The sequence below is a fragment of the Actinacidiphila sp. bgisy145 genome, from assembly GCF_057708125.1.
In genome coordinates, this window is sequence record NZ_JBYIRL010000022.1 from 105,886 (window position 1) to 119,234 (window position 13,349).

At 73.8% G+C, this 13,349-nt stretch carries 11 protein-coding genes and 1 tRNA gene; 9 read left to right on the plus strand and 3 right to left on the minus strand.

The features are described 5' to 3' along the window. Window positions 1-165: 165 nt before the first annotated feature. A complete protein-coding gene (locus tag AC3ERT_RS20910; RefSeq protein WP_435136911.1) occupies window positions 166-1,707 on the plus strand; it encodes a DNA-binding protein NsdB in 1,542 nt (513 codons plus the stop codon). A gap of 88 nt (window positions 1,708-1,795) precedes the next feature. Here the strand turns inward: AC3ERT_RS20910 and AC3ERT_RS20915 are convergent, their stop codons facing one another. Further along, the gene (locus tag AC3ERT_RS20915) at window positions 1,796-3,274 is read right to left on the minus strand and encodes a PP2C family protein-serine/threonine phosphatase (RefSeq protein WP_435175971.1); all 1,479 of its coding nucleotides are present in this window, start codon (window positions 3,272-3,274) and stop codon (window positions 1,796-1,798) included. 332 nt (window positions 3,275-3,606) lie between these two features. After that, window positions 3,607-4,857 (minus strand): helix-turn-helix domain-containing protein, encoded by a 1,251-nt coding sequence (locus AC3ERT_RS20920; RefSeq protein ID WP_435175973.1) that lies wholly within the window; start codon window positions 4,855-4,857, stop codon window positions 3,607-3,609. A 146-nt stretch (window positions 4,858-5,003) separates the two neighbouring features. Between AC3ERT_RS20920 and AC3ERT_RS20925 the strand changes: the two genes are divergently transcribed. From AC3ERT_RS20925 to AC3ERT_RS20945, 5 genes are all read left to right on the plus strand, one after another. Beyond that, window positions 5,004-5,747: a DUF6415 family natural product biosynthesis protein gene (locus tag AC3ERT_RS20925; protein ID WP_435175975.1), complete on the plus strand. Its 744-nt coding sequence runs from the start codon at window positions 5,004-5,006 to the stop codon at window positions 5,745-5,747. Between the two features lie 138 nt (window positions 5,748-5,885). Beyond that, window positions 5,886-5,985 (plus strand) — tRNA-OTHER (locus AC3ERT_RS20930). 91 nt (window positions 5,986-6,076) lie between these two features. Further along, a complete protein-coding gene (locus AC3ERT_RS20935; RefSeq protein WP_435175977.1) occupies window positions 6,077-6,958 on the plus strand; it encodes a helix-turn-helix domain-containing protein in 882 nt (293 codons plus the stop codon). Continuing rightward, a complete protein-coding gene (locus tag AC3ERT_RS20940; RefSeq protein WP_435175979.1) occupies window positions 6,955-7,470 on the plus strand; it encodes a DUF6907 domain-containing protein in 516 nt (171 codons plus the stop codon). Before AC3ERT_RS20935 ends, AC3ERT_RS20940 begins: the two co-directional genes overlap by 4 nt. 77 nt (window positions 7,471-7,547) lie before the next feature. Further along, entirely contained in the window at window positions 7,548-7,733 is a 186-nt protein-coding gene (locus AC3ERT_RS20945) for a helix-turn-helix domain-containing protein (RefSeq protein WP_435176019.1), read from the plus strand. 157 nt (window positions 7,734-7,890) lie between these two features. Here the strand turns inward: AC3ERT_RS20945 and AC3ERT_RS20950 are convergent, their stop codons facing one another. After that, complete coding sequence (locus tag AC3ERT_RS20950; RefSeq protein WP_435175981.1) at window positions 7,891-9,315, minus strand: HEAT repeat domain-containing protein; 1,425 nt, start codon at window positions 9,313-9,315, stop codon at window positions 7,891-7,893. A gap of 438 nt (window positions 9,316-9,753) precedes the next feature. Here AC3ERT_RS20950 and AC3ERT_RS20955 point away from each other — a divergent pair, with 438 nt between their 5' ends. Genes AC3ERT_RS20955 through AC3ERT_RS20965 form a run of 3 tightly spaced genes read left to right on the plus strand, consistent with a single transcriptional unit; the run spans window position 9,754 to window position 13,024 of the window. Then, the gene (locus AC3ERT_RS20955; protein WP_435136884.1) at window positions 9,754-10,875 is read left to right on the plus strand and encodes a glycosyltransferase family 4 protein; all 1,122 of its coding nucleotides are present in this window, start codon (window positions 9,754-9,756) and stop codon (window positions 10,873-10,875) included. Next, window positions 10,872-12,119 (plus strand): glycosyltransferase, encoded by a 1,248-nt coding sequence (locus AC3ERT_RS20960; RefSeq protein ID WP_435175983.1) that lies wholly within the window; start codon window positions 10,872-10,874, stop codon window positions 12,117-12,119. The genes AC3ERT_RS20955 and AC3ERT_RS20960 overlap by 4 nt, the downstream gene beginning before the upstream one ends. Beyond that, on the plus strand, window positions 12,116-13,024 hold the full coding sequence (locus AC3ERT_RS20965; RefSeq protein ID WP_435175985.1) for an SGNH/GDSL hydrolase family protein: 909 nt from the start codon (window positions 12,116-12,118) through the stop codon (window positions 13,022-13,024). The genes AC3ERT_RS20960 and AC3ERT_RS20965 overlap by 4 nt, the downstream gene beginning before the upstream one ends. Window positions 13,025-13,349 lie beyond the last annotated feature (325 nt).

Here is a 13,349-nt window from a genome sequence, read left to right on the forward strand (position 1 = left end):
CGCACCCTGGGGAATGCGGAACCGGGGCGGGGTGGCGCGTTCCTACCTGACACCCTGGCGCGGGTGGCAGACCATCTGGCGGACCGTGGCGAACCCTGGCGAATAGTCGCGGGGCCTTTGTCACCGGGATTAGTGTCAAGGTGCCGAGGAACCTGGGGGCTTGACGTGGGCAGCGAAGCCAACACCCGACTCGCGGACCTGTTCGGTCTCACCGGATGGTCCAAGGGCGAACTCGCACGGCTGGTCAACCGGCATGCGGCGGCCATGGGCCATCCGCAGCTGGCGACCGACACCTCGCGGGTGCGCCGCTGGATCGAAACCGGCGAGTCGCCGCGCGAACCCGTGCCGCGGGTGCTGGCCGCCCTGTTCACCGAGCGCCTCGGTCGTGTCGTGACCATCGAGGACCTCGGGTTCGACCGGCGCCGGCAGGGGGGGAAGAAGAAAACCGGGGACGGCCTGCCGTGGCCGCCGGAGCGAACCGCCGCGGTCCTCACCGAATTCACGGGAATGGACCTCATGCTCAACCGACGCGGACTGGTGGGCGCAAGCGCAGCGCTCACCGCAGGTACCGTACTCAGCGCGGCCATGTACGACTGGCTGCACACCGACCCGGCCCTCGCGGCCGACGCACCCGTCCTCGACGACCCGCTCAGCGCCGATCCGGCCGCCCAGGACCTCTACGAGGCGGTCCCGGTCGGCGCCCAGGAGATCGAGTCGCTGGAGCACTCGGTGGAGGTGTTCCGCGCGTGGGACGCCTCCCGCGGCGGCGGCCTCCAGCGTAAGGCGGTCGTCGGCCAGCTCAACGAGGTCGGCGGGATGCTCTCCTACCGCCACCCCGCGCACCTGCAACGCCGGTTGTGGGGCGTGGCCGCCAACCTCGCGGTGCTCGCCGGCTGGATGTCCCACGACGTCGGCCTGGAGCCCACCGCCCAGAAGTACTTCGTGATCGCCGCGCACGCCGCGCGCGAGGGCGGCGACCGGCCGCGGGCCGGCGAGGCGCTGTCCAGGGCGGCCCGCCAGATGGTGCACCTGGACCGCCCGGCCGACGCGCTCGACCTGATGCGGCTGGCCGCGTCCGGCTCCGGCGAGCAGGCCCTGCCCCGTACGCAGTCGATGCTGCGCACCATCGAGGCGTGGGCGCAGGCGGCCATGGGGCGCGACCAGGAGATGCGCCGGACCCTCGGCGAGGCCGAGGAGCTGTTCGCCGCCGACCACGGCGACCTGCCGACGCCCAGCTGGATGCAGAACTTCGACGAGGCCGACCTGCACGGCATGCAGGCGCTCGCCTACCGCACGCTGGCCGAGCACGACCCGTCGGCCGCCGTCCACGCCCAGGCACACGCCAGACGGGCGCTGGAACTGCGCGGCGGCGGCCACGAGCGGTCGGTGATCTTCGACCACCTCTCGCTCGCCTCCGCCTGCTTCATCGCCGACGACCCCGAACAGGCCGACAGCCACGCCCGCAAGGCGCTGACGACCATCGGGCAGACCTCCTCGCACCGCACCTGGGACCGGCTGCGCCAGATGCACAAACTCACCGACCGGTACGCCGCCCTGGCGGACATCCAGGAGCTGCGCCGGGAGATCGAGGCGGTGCTGCCCAAGCAGAAGCCGGCCAAGGGGGAGGTGAAGAGCGCCCCGGCGACCACCGCGCCGCAGGACATCGCGGTGCCGAAGTCCCGTTCAGCGCGCACCCGTTCGGTGTGACGACGCCGACACGTCACACCGGGCCGCGCGCGGACCGGAGTGCTCGGGCCATGCTGCTGCCGGGGCAGGCGACCCGTCAGGCGATCCGTCAGGCGATCCGGGCGATCAGCACGCAGGCGTCGTCCGGCCGGTCGGGGAGGTCGAACTCCTCCGCCACCATGCGCAGGCAGTCCTGCGCGGAGCGGGCACCGTTGAGCAACGGCGCGATGGCGAGCAGGCGTTCGGCGCTGCCGCCGCTGGTCGGGTGGTGCGGCGCACGCTGCGGCACCAGGCCGTCGGTGTAGAGCAGCAGTATGTCGCCGGGGAACAACTGCTCGCTCGCCTGGGCGTACCGGGCGCCCGAGGAGGCGCCGAGCAGCATGCCCTCCGGTGCGTCGAGCACGCGCCCCGTCCCGTTGCGGAACAGCAGCGGGGCGGGGTGCCCGGCCTGCGCCCAGTGCAGGACCCGCTCGGCCGGTTCGTACCGGCAGCACAGGGCGCTGCCCAGGGCCGGTTGGGCGGCGGTGTCCAACAGGTCGTTGAGCGAGGACATCAGCGCGCCGGGCGCCAGCCCGGCGACGGCCATCCCGCGCAGCGCGCCGAGCAGCATCGCCATGCCCGACGTGGCTGCCACACCGTGCCCGGTGAGGTCGCCGACCGTCAGCAGCGAGGAGCCGTCGGGCAGTTGCATCGCGTCGTACCAGTCGCCGCCGATCAGACCGCTGGTCGACGCCGGGAGGTAGCGCGCGGCCAGGTCCATCGCGGTGGCGCCGCCCTCCTGCGGGAAGCGCAGGCCGCCGCGCCACGGCGGGAGGACGGCCTCCTGGAGCTCCACCGCGAGCCGGCGCTCGGTCTGGGCGATCTGCCGGTGCCGCTCCAGGGAGTCACGGGTCTCCCGTAGCACGCGCTGGCTGCGCCGCAGGTCGCTGACGTCGCGGATCACGGCCCACATCGAGATGGTGCCGCCGTCGGCGTCGAAGACCGGCTCGCCGACCATGTGCACGGTGCGCACCGTGCCGTCGGCGCGCACGATCCGGAACTCGCCGTCGATCGGCCGCCCGTCGACCAGGCAGCCCGTCACCATCTCGGTGAGCAGCTGCTGGTCCTCGGAGAACAGCCACGACGGCAGCTCGTCCAGGGTCAGCGGGCCGTCCTGCGGGGAGCGGCCGAAAATGCGGTACAGCTCGTCGGACCACTGCGCCCCGTCGGTGAGCAGGTCCCACTCGGCGCTCCCGGCCCGGCCGAGCGCGCCGACCGCGGCCGCGTCGGGCAGCTCGGCCCCGGCGAACCGCCGGTCCGCCTCCCGAGCCCCCGCCGACCCGTGCGGCAGCGCCGCGACGGGCGTGTCGAGGGCGAACCCCTCGCGCAACTGCCCAAGATGCGTGCCCAGATCGTCGAGCTGGTGCACCGCCAGGTCGCACAGCGCCCGCTGCCAGCGCAGCCGCGGGTCCTCGGCGTCCGACACGCTCTCGCCGAGCACCGCGTCCACCCGGCTGCGCAACTGGCGCGCCTGGCTGATCAGTGCATCCACGGCCCCGGGGCCTGGTGGCTGTGCTGTGGGGGAATCCGCGTGCGCGGGGGACGGCATGACGCACTCCGAGGGATGTCTGCGGGCAGCCGCGGTGACGGCCGTGGCGGACGGCGGGACAGATGGACCAGTTACGACTGTTGCACAGCGAGCGATGGCTCGTAAGGGTTTCGGCGATACCCGATCCGGTGGTGCTCCTGACATATGCCCCCCGCCCACCAATCCCACCCGCCCCAACAGCGCCGCCAACCCCCCAACCACAACGCCCCCGCACCCGGACAACGCCCCGCCAGGGCCCCTCACCCGCCGGCGCGCGGAACTGGGCGAGGTGCCCCTCTGAGACACACCGTTCTACCGGGAGACCGGTCGGCCGACGCGCCTCCAGCGCGGAGTCAGTCAAAGGGAGCGAGGGCGTCTACCAGTTGTCGTCCCTCTTTGGCGCCCGCGCGCATGAGCACTGCCGCCGTGCGGTGGAGCTCGTTCCAGGAGTGCGGGCGCCCGATGACGGCTGCGTCCGCGAGCAGTGGCAGGGCGACCGTCAGTGCCTGGGCGGTTTCCCCAGCCGCCGCGTATGCGTGGGCAAGGCAAGAGCCGTACCACGTGCGGTCTCGCTGGTAGTTTGTCTCCAGAGCGGCGAGTCCGATCGTCAGCTTTTGCACGGCCCCGGACCAGTCGTGTAGGTGCATGGCGATCATGCCGCGCTGCAGCTCGAACCAGGTCTCCCCGTAGAAGTACATCCAGGGTGGTTCGTCCTCGGGGTGCTCGGACGCCCGAGTGATCAGGTTCTGGGCCTCGTCGATCAGGCGGTGCGCTTCGTCGACGGCACCGTTGAGGGCGTGGCCGCGCGCCGCCATCTGCACGGACATCCCCTGCACGCCCAAGGACGCGCCCGGCGCGGACCAGCGCGCGGCTTCAGCGAGGCGCACCGTGCGGTCGCCGCGTCCACCGGACCACGCCATGTGGGACTTCATGGACAGGGTGGTGGCGGCCATGTCCACGTCTTCGGCTTCCAGGGCCCATTCGTGGCTGCGGTCGTACCAGGCGAGTGCCGCAGCGGTCCGTCCTTGGTCCTGCGCCATCCATGCGAGGAACTGCGCGTGCTCCGCGGCGAGACGCACCACCCGGCGGGAGAGCGGGCCACGAGCACTGGCATACAGGTTCACGACAGTTCGCAGTTGCTGATGCATGATCTCGTCCAATGGCCGGGACCCGATCAGGTCTTCCGCCGCGCGGTGCTGGGCGAGTAGCTGGTCCAGCCAGTCGAGGGTGGCCGCATCCACCCGGTGCGTCGCGTTGGCGGCAGTGGTGACCCGCGCCAACAGATCCTCGTCGGGGCCGAGCCCCGGCAGCTCCAACCGCGGCACCGGAGATGGCGCAGGAGTGGGCGCTTCACGACGCAGCAGCTCATCCGGCACGTCAAGGCCGGACACGATGCGCTGACGGACTTCGGCCGAAGTGACCCGGCGACGTCCGCGCTCGATGTCGGAGACATCGGGCTGGACCAGACCGACCAGTTCGCCGAGTTTCGTCTGCGAGAGCGCAGCCACCCTGCGGTAGATACGGAAAACGGCGCCCCAGTCCTCGGCCTTGGCTGCCGCCCGGAGATCAGGATGGGACCAAAGCCCAAGCGGGGAGGCGTTCATAGCTCCAAATATAGGACGGCACATAGGGCCGTGCGATTGGTTCGGTACTTCTCACCCACGAGGGTTTCAGGTGCAGACCCCGGCGACCGCGGGCACAGTCCCGGGCGTGGCCGATCCGACACAGTTGCAAGGAGCAGTAGATCGACATGGACGAAAATACCGGTTCCCCCGGCATGGGTACGAGCGATTCTCGTCGTCTGTTACCAGCGGCGTTGCTCAAGGAAGCGCAGGGCGTGGTCGATGGCGCTGCGCTGTTGTCTGTCGCTGAACAGGTTCGCGCGGCGGCGCGGATGCGGGCGGTGCTGAGTGAGTTGGTCCCCGTCGTGGAGGGCATGGCGCAGCGGCGCCCGGAGGGAAACGACGTGCGGGCCATCGCACTGCTCAGCGTAGGTGAGGCCAGGCGCCGGCTGGATGCCGGGCCGCGTTCCCTTGATGCGGTTCGGTACACCGAACGGATGGGGCGGTCAGTGACGGCGATGTGCTGCCTGGTCGGCCGCTTGAGGGCTCAAGTGGAGGCAGGTCCCGTCCTGGCGTGGCAGCCCCCGCAACGGGGGCGGTTGGAGCTGGTGTCATGCGGTCAGGCGTGGGACGCGGTCAAGGTGCCAGGGCGTATCGGTGAGAGCGTGCTCGCTCGTCTCGGTGAAGAGACCGGAGCCGTCATCGAGGACCCGCGCGGACACGTCTGGTACTGGCTGGTGTTGCCCGGTGCTCCGGACAACTGGACCGAGTGCGGCGCCGAGTGCTTGGGCATGGCCGCGTACGTCGTGGTGCCGCCCGCCGACCGCACCGAGGGACTCGGCGTGCGGTGGCGTGTCCCGCTCAGCTCTGAGCACTACCTGACCGAAGCCTCGGCCTTGCAGGAAGCGCTGGCTGCGGAGACCGCGTCGTGATCCGTAAATGGCGGCTGGTCCTGTCGATGGGCTGGGTCGGGATTTCGGTACTGGTCGGTCTGGCGTTGCTGTGCGGGGTCGAGATAGGGGTCGCCTTCGCGGGTGATCCGCCCCGCCATTAGCTCTTCCCTTGTGAATCCCCTTGTAGCTCAGTCAGGGAGAGCCCGGGCTGTTCCGCGCTTCTCCGTTCATTGCGCGGAAACGCCCGACGACTCCGGTTCGATTCCGGACAAGGGGACTTGGCGGCCCGCCGCGCCGGTCTTCCCGCGTGGATCGGTCGCACCGCACCATCACCATCACGGACGGCATCGTACGAAGGGAATTTCCGCATGGCCATGGACAACACCGGTACGGGGAGCAGTGGGAGGCGTGAACCTGCCGACTGGGAGTGGTTGTCGGCGCGGGAGTGGTATGCGAGTGAATTGGCTTATCGGCGGCAGGAGTCGGGGCTGACGCTGGTGCAACTGGCGGAGCTGTGCCTTTACGAGCAGTCGTATCTGCACCGGTTGGAGCGGGGACAGCGGTTGGGGACGGCGGACGCGGCCGCCGCGTTGGACCGGGTGTACGGAACCGGCGACCTGTTGGTGAAGCTGTGGCACCTGGCGAAGCAGGAGGCGAAGGAACGGCCGTTCGTGGGGCTGGCGGCATTGGAGGCGGTGGCGGTCGGCATTCAGGAGTACGTGAACAGCGCGGTGCCGGACCTGCTCCAGACGCGGGCCTATGCGCAGGAGCAGGTGCGTCTGTTGCGCCTGGACGGTGTCGAGCAGGTGGACGCGAAGGTGGCCGGGCGGTTGGCGCGGCAGGAGCGGTTGGCCGACCCGGACCCGGTGCACTACCGGGCGCTCATCGATGAAGCGGTGCTGCGCAGGAAGGCACGCGACCCGCGCACGTGGAGTGAGCAGTTGGAACATCTCGTCCAGGTGGCCCAGTTACCGCACGTGTCGCTGCACGTGGTGCCGTTCGGTGCGGGGCCGCACCAGTTGCTCGGTCCGCTGGAGTTGGTCTTCCTGCCGCAGGGCCGCATGGTCGCGTACGCGCGGAGCAGTTGTGGCGGTCACGTCGTGGAGGAGCCGGAGGAGGTCGAGCCGTTGCGGCTGGCGTACGACATGCTGCGGGACGCGGCGTTGACGCCGGCGGCCTCGCTGACGTTCTTGCGCGCGCTGCTGGAGGAGCACACCGGGGGTGGGGCGGCGAAGGACATTGAGCCGTGAGCGCTGATGAAGAAGCCGCTGCCGTTGCGGAGTTACGCACCACCGGGACACCGCGTACGTGGCGCCTCACCGCGACGAACGGTGTGACGGTGTCCGGGTACTTGCCGCCGTGGGCGTACGAGGACCCGAGCGCGTCCGGCATCGACCCGGACCGTCTTCCTGTGGCCGCGTGTGATGTCGAGTTGTTCCGCTACTTCGATGACCTCGCGGGCTCGCTGGTCGGTCCGGGCGACGGCGCGGAGGAGGACGACTATGTGACGCCCTTCGCCGCGATCACCTGCCACCCCTGCGCCGAGCGCGAAGCCCCCGACCGGCCCGTAGGCCCCGTCCTGACCGTCCAGGTCAGCGACACCGAGGAGACGGTCTGCGCCGATCCGGGCGAACTGGCCGCGCTCATCGCACGGTTGAAGGCCCATACGGACTACCTCGATCAGCACGTGCGGCCCGCCTTCACCGCGATCTACCAGGACTGGCAGACGCACCACCACACCGCGACGGAACCACGCCCGTGAGCCGGGACGCGGCAGCCGGTGCCGTGACGGTGCGGCGGGGTCGGTGGCGTCCGAAGGAGCTTCACCACGAACCGGTGGTGGTTCGCTGGGCGAGACAGAGGGCGGGTTTGACCAAGCGGCAACTGGCCGCAGAAGTGGGGATCTCCGAGCAGCTGATGGGCGAGATCGAATCCGGCTGGCGCAACGCCACCCCGGCCAACCTGGTCAAGATCGCCCGTGCGCTGAACTGCCCCGTTGTCGCCCTGGAGCGACGGCGCTACTGATCGGCGGTCGGCCGATGTGACGGGTCGCCCAGTCCAAAGCCGGATGCGCAAGGGGCACCTACCCGGGGGCGCGGGGAAGGGCCTAGCCACAACGCACCCGCACCCGGACAACGCCCCGCAGGGGCACCGCACCCTCCTCCCGCCGCCGGAGGCACCCTCACCCCGCGCTGAGCCGCCCCCGCACCGCCGCCTGGACGTCGACTTCCTCCGCCGGATCGGCGGCGAGCCGGCGCAACTGCGCCAGCACCCGCACATCGCCGGACGCGGCCTTCCGCGCCGCCAGCTCCCGCGTGCTCTCCTCGCAGTCCCACAGGCACTCCACCGCGAACCCGGCCGCGAAGCCGGGATCGGTGGCGGCCAGCGCGTGGGCCGCCACCCCGCGCAACTGCGAGGAGGACGTCTCCCGGTAAAGATGCCGCAGCACGGGCGCCGCCCGGCACGCGGACAGCCGCCCAGCCCCTTCGACGAGCGCGTCGAGCCCGTCGGCGTCGGCCCCGCCCCCCTGCACGGCACGCCGCAGCGCCGCCAGCACCAGGTCGGCGTCGTCGCTGCCGCCGTGCCGCGCGAGGACGCGCGCGGCGGCGTACCCGAGCGCGTCAGTGCGCGCCGCCCACTCGCGCGCCCGCGCGCACGCCCCCTCGTCCGCGCGCCGCTCGAACGCCTCCAGCGCCGCGCGTACCACCCGCTCGTCCGCGCCGGACCCCTCCGCCGCGGCGGCCTCCACGAGGGCGAACGCCTCGGGGTCGCGCCGGTCGACGAGATACCGCAGGGCCGCGGCACGCGCGGCCGAGGGCCCACCGCGGGCCGCCGCGAGGAGCGCCGGACGGTCCTCCGGCCCGGCCACGGAGGCGAGGCAGCGCGCGGCGGGCTGGTCCCGTTCGAGTGCCGGATACTGCGCGAGCCCCTGCTCGGCCCACTCCAGCACGGCCGCGACACCCCACCCGGGCGCGGGCCCGGCGGACCGCATCTGCCGCTGCCAGCGGTCGAAGGACACCTGCTCGCCGGCGCGGCGCACGCGCGCCGCGGTGTCGGGGTGGGCGGAGTCCTCGGCCCACAGCTGCCACGGCCGCGGCTCGTACGCCTCGCGGACGGCGAGCGCGAGCTGCGCGTCGCCCTCCTCGGTCGCGGGGAAGCGGGCCACCACCGCGGGGCCGAGCGCGCGCAGCCCCGCCTCGCTGTCCCGCACGGCCAGCTCGTCCAGCGCCCAGGCCCAGCAGCCGCCGGTCGCGGCGTAGCGGCGCAGCAGCCGCAGCGCGTCGCGGCGGCCGTACCCCGCCAGGTGCCCCAGCACGGACAGCGCCAGCCCGCAGCGGTGCTCGTCGGGCGCGAGCAGGTCGTCGGGATGGAAGAGGTGCTGTTCGATCCCGTCGAGCGGGCCCTCCAGATCGGAGTACAGCCGCGCGTAGTACAAGGAGCGCGACTCGACCCGCCAGTCCAGGCGGGGGTCGCGCAGTACGCACTGCTCCAGGGCGGCGAGTGCCTCCGCGCGCTCGGTCGCCAGGGCATGGAGGGGCCCGTCCCCGCGTCCTCGCTGGAGGAGGCCGAGAAGGGTGCCACTGGGCGCTATGTCTGGGTCGAACATGAGGTCAGCATCCGGTGCGGGGGGTCTCATGGCAACGGGATTTCCGTGGCCAGGCGGGTCACGCCGTCCGGCATCCTTACCGGCCACCGGGCGTTTCATGCCTGGCGGCCGTGCGGACTCCCGTGGGGACGGGGCGGCGGAAGCCTACCGACTCCGGCCCCCGGCTGTCGCACCCGCTCGCCCGGCACCCTCCCGCGCGGTCCGCCCGCCCGCCGCCGTACGCGCCCTTCCTACGCGCCACCTGTGCGCCGTCCGCGCGCTGCCCGCCCGTCGCCGGGCCGCCAACCGGGCCGCCGACCGGCCCACCGGGCCCGCCCCGCGGCTCCGGGTGCGCCGCCCACGGCCCGGGTGAGCTGCGAGCCCAACGCTCATGGGGCGTTCCCCTTCGGGAAAGATCCACGTGGCCCTGACAACTCCCGGTCCGGCGACAACCACCGTATGAGAGTCGCCATCGTCACCGAGTCCTTCCCCCCGGACGTCAACGGAGTGGCCCACTGCGCGCTGCGCACGGCCGAACACCTCGTCCGGCGCGGTCACGACCCTCTGGTCGTCGCCCCCGCCGGCCCCCTGGTCCCCGAACCGGGCCAGGACCCCTGCCCCGTCGTACGGGTGCCGTCGCTGCCGCTGCCGGGCTACCCGCAGGTGCGGGTGGCGCTGCCCGGCCGCCGCACCGCCGCGGCCGTCGCCGCGCACCGCGCCGACCTGGTGCACCTGGCCAGCCCCTTCGTCCTCGGCGCGCGCGGGATGGCCGCCGCCACCCGGCTCGGCGTGCCCGCCGTCGCCGTCTACCAGACCGACCTGGCCGGGTACGCCAGGACGTACCTGAGCACCGGCGAGGCCGCCGCCTGGCGCCGTATCCGCGCCGTGCACAGCGCAGCAGCGCGCACCCTGGCGCCCTCCACCGCCTCGGTGGAGGCCCTGGTCGGCCACGGGGTGCCGCGGGTGCACCTGTGGGCGCGGGGCGTGGACTCCCGCCGGTTCCACCCCGACCGCCGCGACGACGCGCTGCGCCGCGAGCTGGCCCCGGGCGGCGAGCTGATCGTCGGCTACGTCGGCCGGCTCGCCGCGGAGAAGCACGTCGAGCTGCTCGCCGCCACCTGCGCGCTGCCCGGTGTACGGGTGGTCGTCGTCGGCGACGGGCCCAGCGCACCGGGACTGCGCACCGCGCTGCCCGGCGCGGTCTTCCTCGGCCGCCGCACCGGCGGCGAACTGGCCCGGATCTACGCCTCCTTCGACGTGTTCTGCCACACCGGGCCGTTCGAGACGTTCTGCCAGACCGTCCAGGAGGCGATGGCCAGCGGTCTGCCGGTGGTGGCGCCCGCCGCGGGCGGCCCGCTCGACCTGGTCGACCACGGGCGGACCGGCCTGCTCGTCCCGCCGCTGGACGCCGCCGCCACCGCCGAGGCCGTACGGCGGCTCCAGGCCGACCCCGCCCTGCGCGCCCGCTACGGCGCCCGTGCCCGCGGCCAGGTCGCCGCCCGCACCTGGGAGGCGGTCGGCGACCAGCTCCTGGACCACTACGCCGACGTCCTCACCGGCCGCCAGGTGGCCGCGGCATGAGCGGCACGAGCTCCCCGAACTCCCCGAGCTCCCCGAGCGGCACGAGCTGCCCGAGCGGCACGAGCGGCGCCGCGACCGGGCCGCTGCGCATCGTCCGCGTGGCCAACTTCGTGACGCCTGTCTCCGGCGGCCTGCGCACCGCGCTGCGGCACCTCGGCGAGGGGTACGCCGCCGCCGGCCACGACCCGGTGCTCGTGATCCCCGGCGCCGAGCACTCCGACGAACCCACCCCGCAGGGACGGGTGATCACCCTGCCCGGCGTCGAGATCCCCGGCACCGGCGGCTACCGGGTGCTGGCCCGCCGCGCCCCGGTCGAGGCGCTGCTCGCCCGGCTCGCCCCCGACCGCCTGGAGGTCTCCGACCGCACCACGCTGCGCTGGACGGGGGAGTGGGCCCGGCGCCGCCGCATCCCGTCCGTGATGGTCTCGCACGAGAGCGCCGACGGCGTGCTCGGCACCTGGGGCGTCCCGGGCCCGTTCGCCCGCCGGGCCGGCGACGCCCTCAACCGCCGCTCCGCGTACGCCTACACGCGCATCGTGTGCACCACCGCGTGGGCGGCCGCGGAGTTCGAGCGGATCGGCGCGCGCAACGTCGTACGGGCCCCGCTCGGCGTGGACCTGGCCGCATGGCACCCCGCGCACCGCGACCCGGCGGTACGGCAGCGGTACGCGCGCGACGGCGAGGCGCTGCTCGTCATGTGCTCGCGGCTGTCCCCGGAGAAGCGGCCGGACGACGCGCTCGACGCGCTGGCCCAGCTGCGCGCCCGGGGTGTGCCCGCGGTGCTGGTGGTCGCCGGGGACGGCCCGCTGCGCGCCCGGCTCACCGAACGGGCCCGCGCGGCGCGGCTGCCGGTGGCCTTCCTCGGCCATGTCGCGCGCCGCGCCGACCTCGCGGCGCTGCTGGCCACCGCGGACGTGGCGCTGGCGCCCGGGCCGGTCGAGACCTTCGGGCTCGCCGCGCTGGAGGCGCTGGCCTGCGGCACGCCCGTGGTCGCCAGTGCCCGTTCCGCGCTGCCGGCGCTGATCGGGTCCGCGGGCGCCGCGGCCAGGACCCCGGCGCAGTACGCGGGCGCGGTACGGCGGCTGCTCGCGGTGCCCGAGGGGGCGCGGCGCGCCAGGGCCCGGGACCGGGCCGAGCTCCACCCGTGGCCGGCTGCCGTTGCCGCGTTCCTCGCCGCCCACGGCGTGTCCGCCGCCCGGCCCGCCGTTCACCCGGCCGCCGCCCTGCCGGACCCGCGGCCATGAGCACCGACGTGCCGCTCTCCCCGGCCGGCGCCGACCACCGGGGCGGCCTGCGGGCGGCCGCGCCGCGCGGCGCTTTGCGGTTCGCGGTGCTCGGGGACTCGCTGAGCGAGGGGGTCGGTGATCCGGTGCCCGGCGGCTGGCGCGGCTGGGGCGCGCTCCTCGCGGACGCCGTCGGCGAGCGGCCCGGGGCGGTGCACGTGGTCAACGCCGCCCGCAGCGGCGCCCGTTCCGGCGACGTCGCCGGACGCCAACTCGCCGTCGCCCTCGCGTGCCGGCCGCACCTGGCGTCCGTCCTCGTCGGCGGCAACGACACCCTGCGCGGCGCCTTCGCCATCGACCAGGTCGCCGCCGACCTCCACCTCACCCTCGGTGCGCTGCGTGCCTCCGGCGCCGACATCCTCACCGCCTGCCTGCCCGACCCCGGCAGCGTCCTGCGGCTGCCCTGGCCACTGGCCCGGCCGCTCGCCCGCCGCATGGCCGCGCTCAACTCCGTGGTGCACGCGCTGTCCGCGCACCACGGCGCGCTCCACCTCCACGCCGCCGACCGGCCCTGGGCCACCTCGCCCGGCGCGCTCAGCGCGGACCGGCTCCACCCGAGCGAACGGGGGCACCGCCTGCTCGCGTACGACTTCCACGCGCTGCTCGTCTCCCGCGGGCTCGCGGGTGGGCCGCCGCCCCGGCTCGAGCCCGACCGGCCTCCCCCCGGGCGAGCCGCTTCCACCTGGTGGATGGCGACGAAGGGGTCCCGCTGGGTCGCCGATCGCAGCCGCGACCTCCTCCCCGACCTCCTCCGGCTCGCCCTCGAGGAGTACCGCCACCGACTGCGCGGCAACGTCGCCCAACTCGACCTCGCCTCCCGCCACGCCACGGCCCAAGCGATCGCCTCCCTCCACCTCCCCCCGTAAAACGCCCCGGGGTGCTGCCCCATGCGGTGGGTTGTCCGTCCGCGGGCCGGTTGCGGGCTGGTCGCGCAGTTCCCCGCGCCCCTGACGGGGCTGCGCGCCGCGGAGAACCCGCACGTCCCCGAGGCACGCCCACCGACGTCGCACCGGCGGGTACGCACGTACCGCACGGGGCAGCCCCCTGGGGGCGCGGGGAACTGCGCGCTGAGCCACGACGCATGGGCAGTTAGGCACGTACCGTGAGGGGCAGGACATGGGGGCGCGGGGAACTGCGCGACCAGCCACCACGCACCCGCGGGTGAGTACGTACCGCACGGGGCAGGAGGGA

What these genes read in the sequence shown, in the direction of transcription:
- AC3ERT_RS20915 (WP_435175971.1), bottom strand. Translation starts at nt 3,274, where the DNA reads ATGCCGTCCCCCGCGCACGCGGATTCCCCCACAGCACAGCCACCAGGC.
- AC3ERT_RS20920 (WP_435175973.1), bottom strand. Translation starts at nt 4,857, where the DNA reads ATGAACGCCTCCCCGCTTGGGCTTTGGTCCCATCCTGATCTCCGGGCG.
- AC3ERT_RS20925 (WP_435175975.1), top strand. Translation starts at nt 5,004, where the DNA reads ATGGACGAAAATACCGGTTCCCCCGGCATGGGTACGAGCGATTCTCGT.
- AC3ERT_RS20935 (WP_435175977.1), top strand. Translation starts at nt 6,077, where the DNA reads ATGGCCATGGACAACACCGGTACGGGGAGCAGTGGGAGGCGTGAACCT.
- AC3ERT_RS20950 (WP_435175981.1), bottom strand. Translation starts at nt 9,315, where the DNA reads ATGTTCGACCCAGACATAGCGCCCAGTGGCACCCTTCTCGGCCTCCTC.
- AC3ERT_RS20955 (WP_435136884.1), top strand. Translation starts at nt 9,754, where the DNA reads ATGAGAGTCGCCATCGTCACCGAGTCCTTCCCCCCGGACGTCAACGGA.
- AC3ERT_RS20960 (WP_435175983.1), top strand. Translation starts at nt 10,872, where the DNA reads ATGAGCGGCACGAGCTCCCCGAACTCCCCGAGCTCCCCGAGCGGCACG.
- AC3ERT_RS20965 (WP_435175985.1), top strand. Translation starts at nt 12,116, where the DNA reads ATGAGCACCGACGTGCCGCTCTCCCCGGCCGGCGCCGACCACCGGGGC.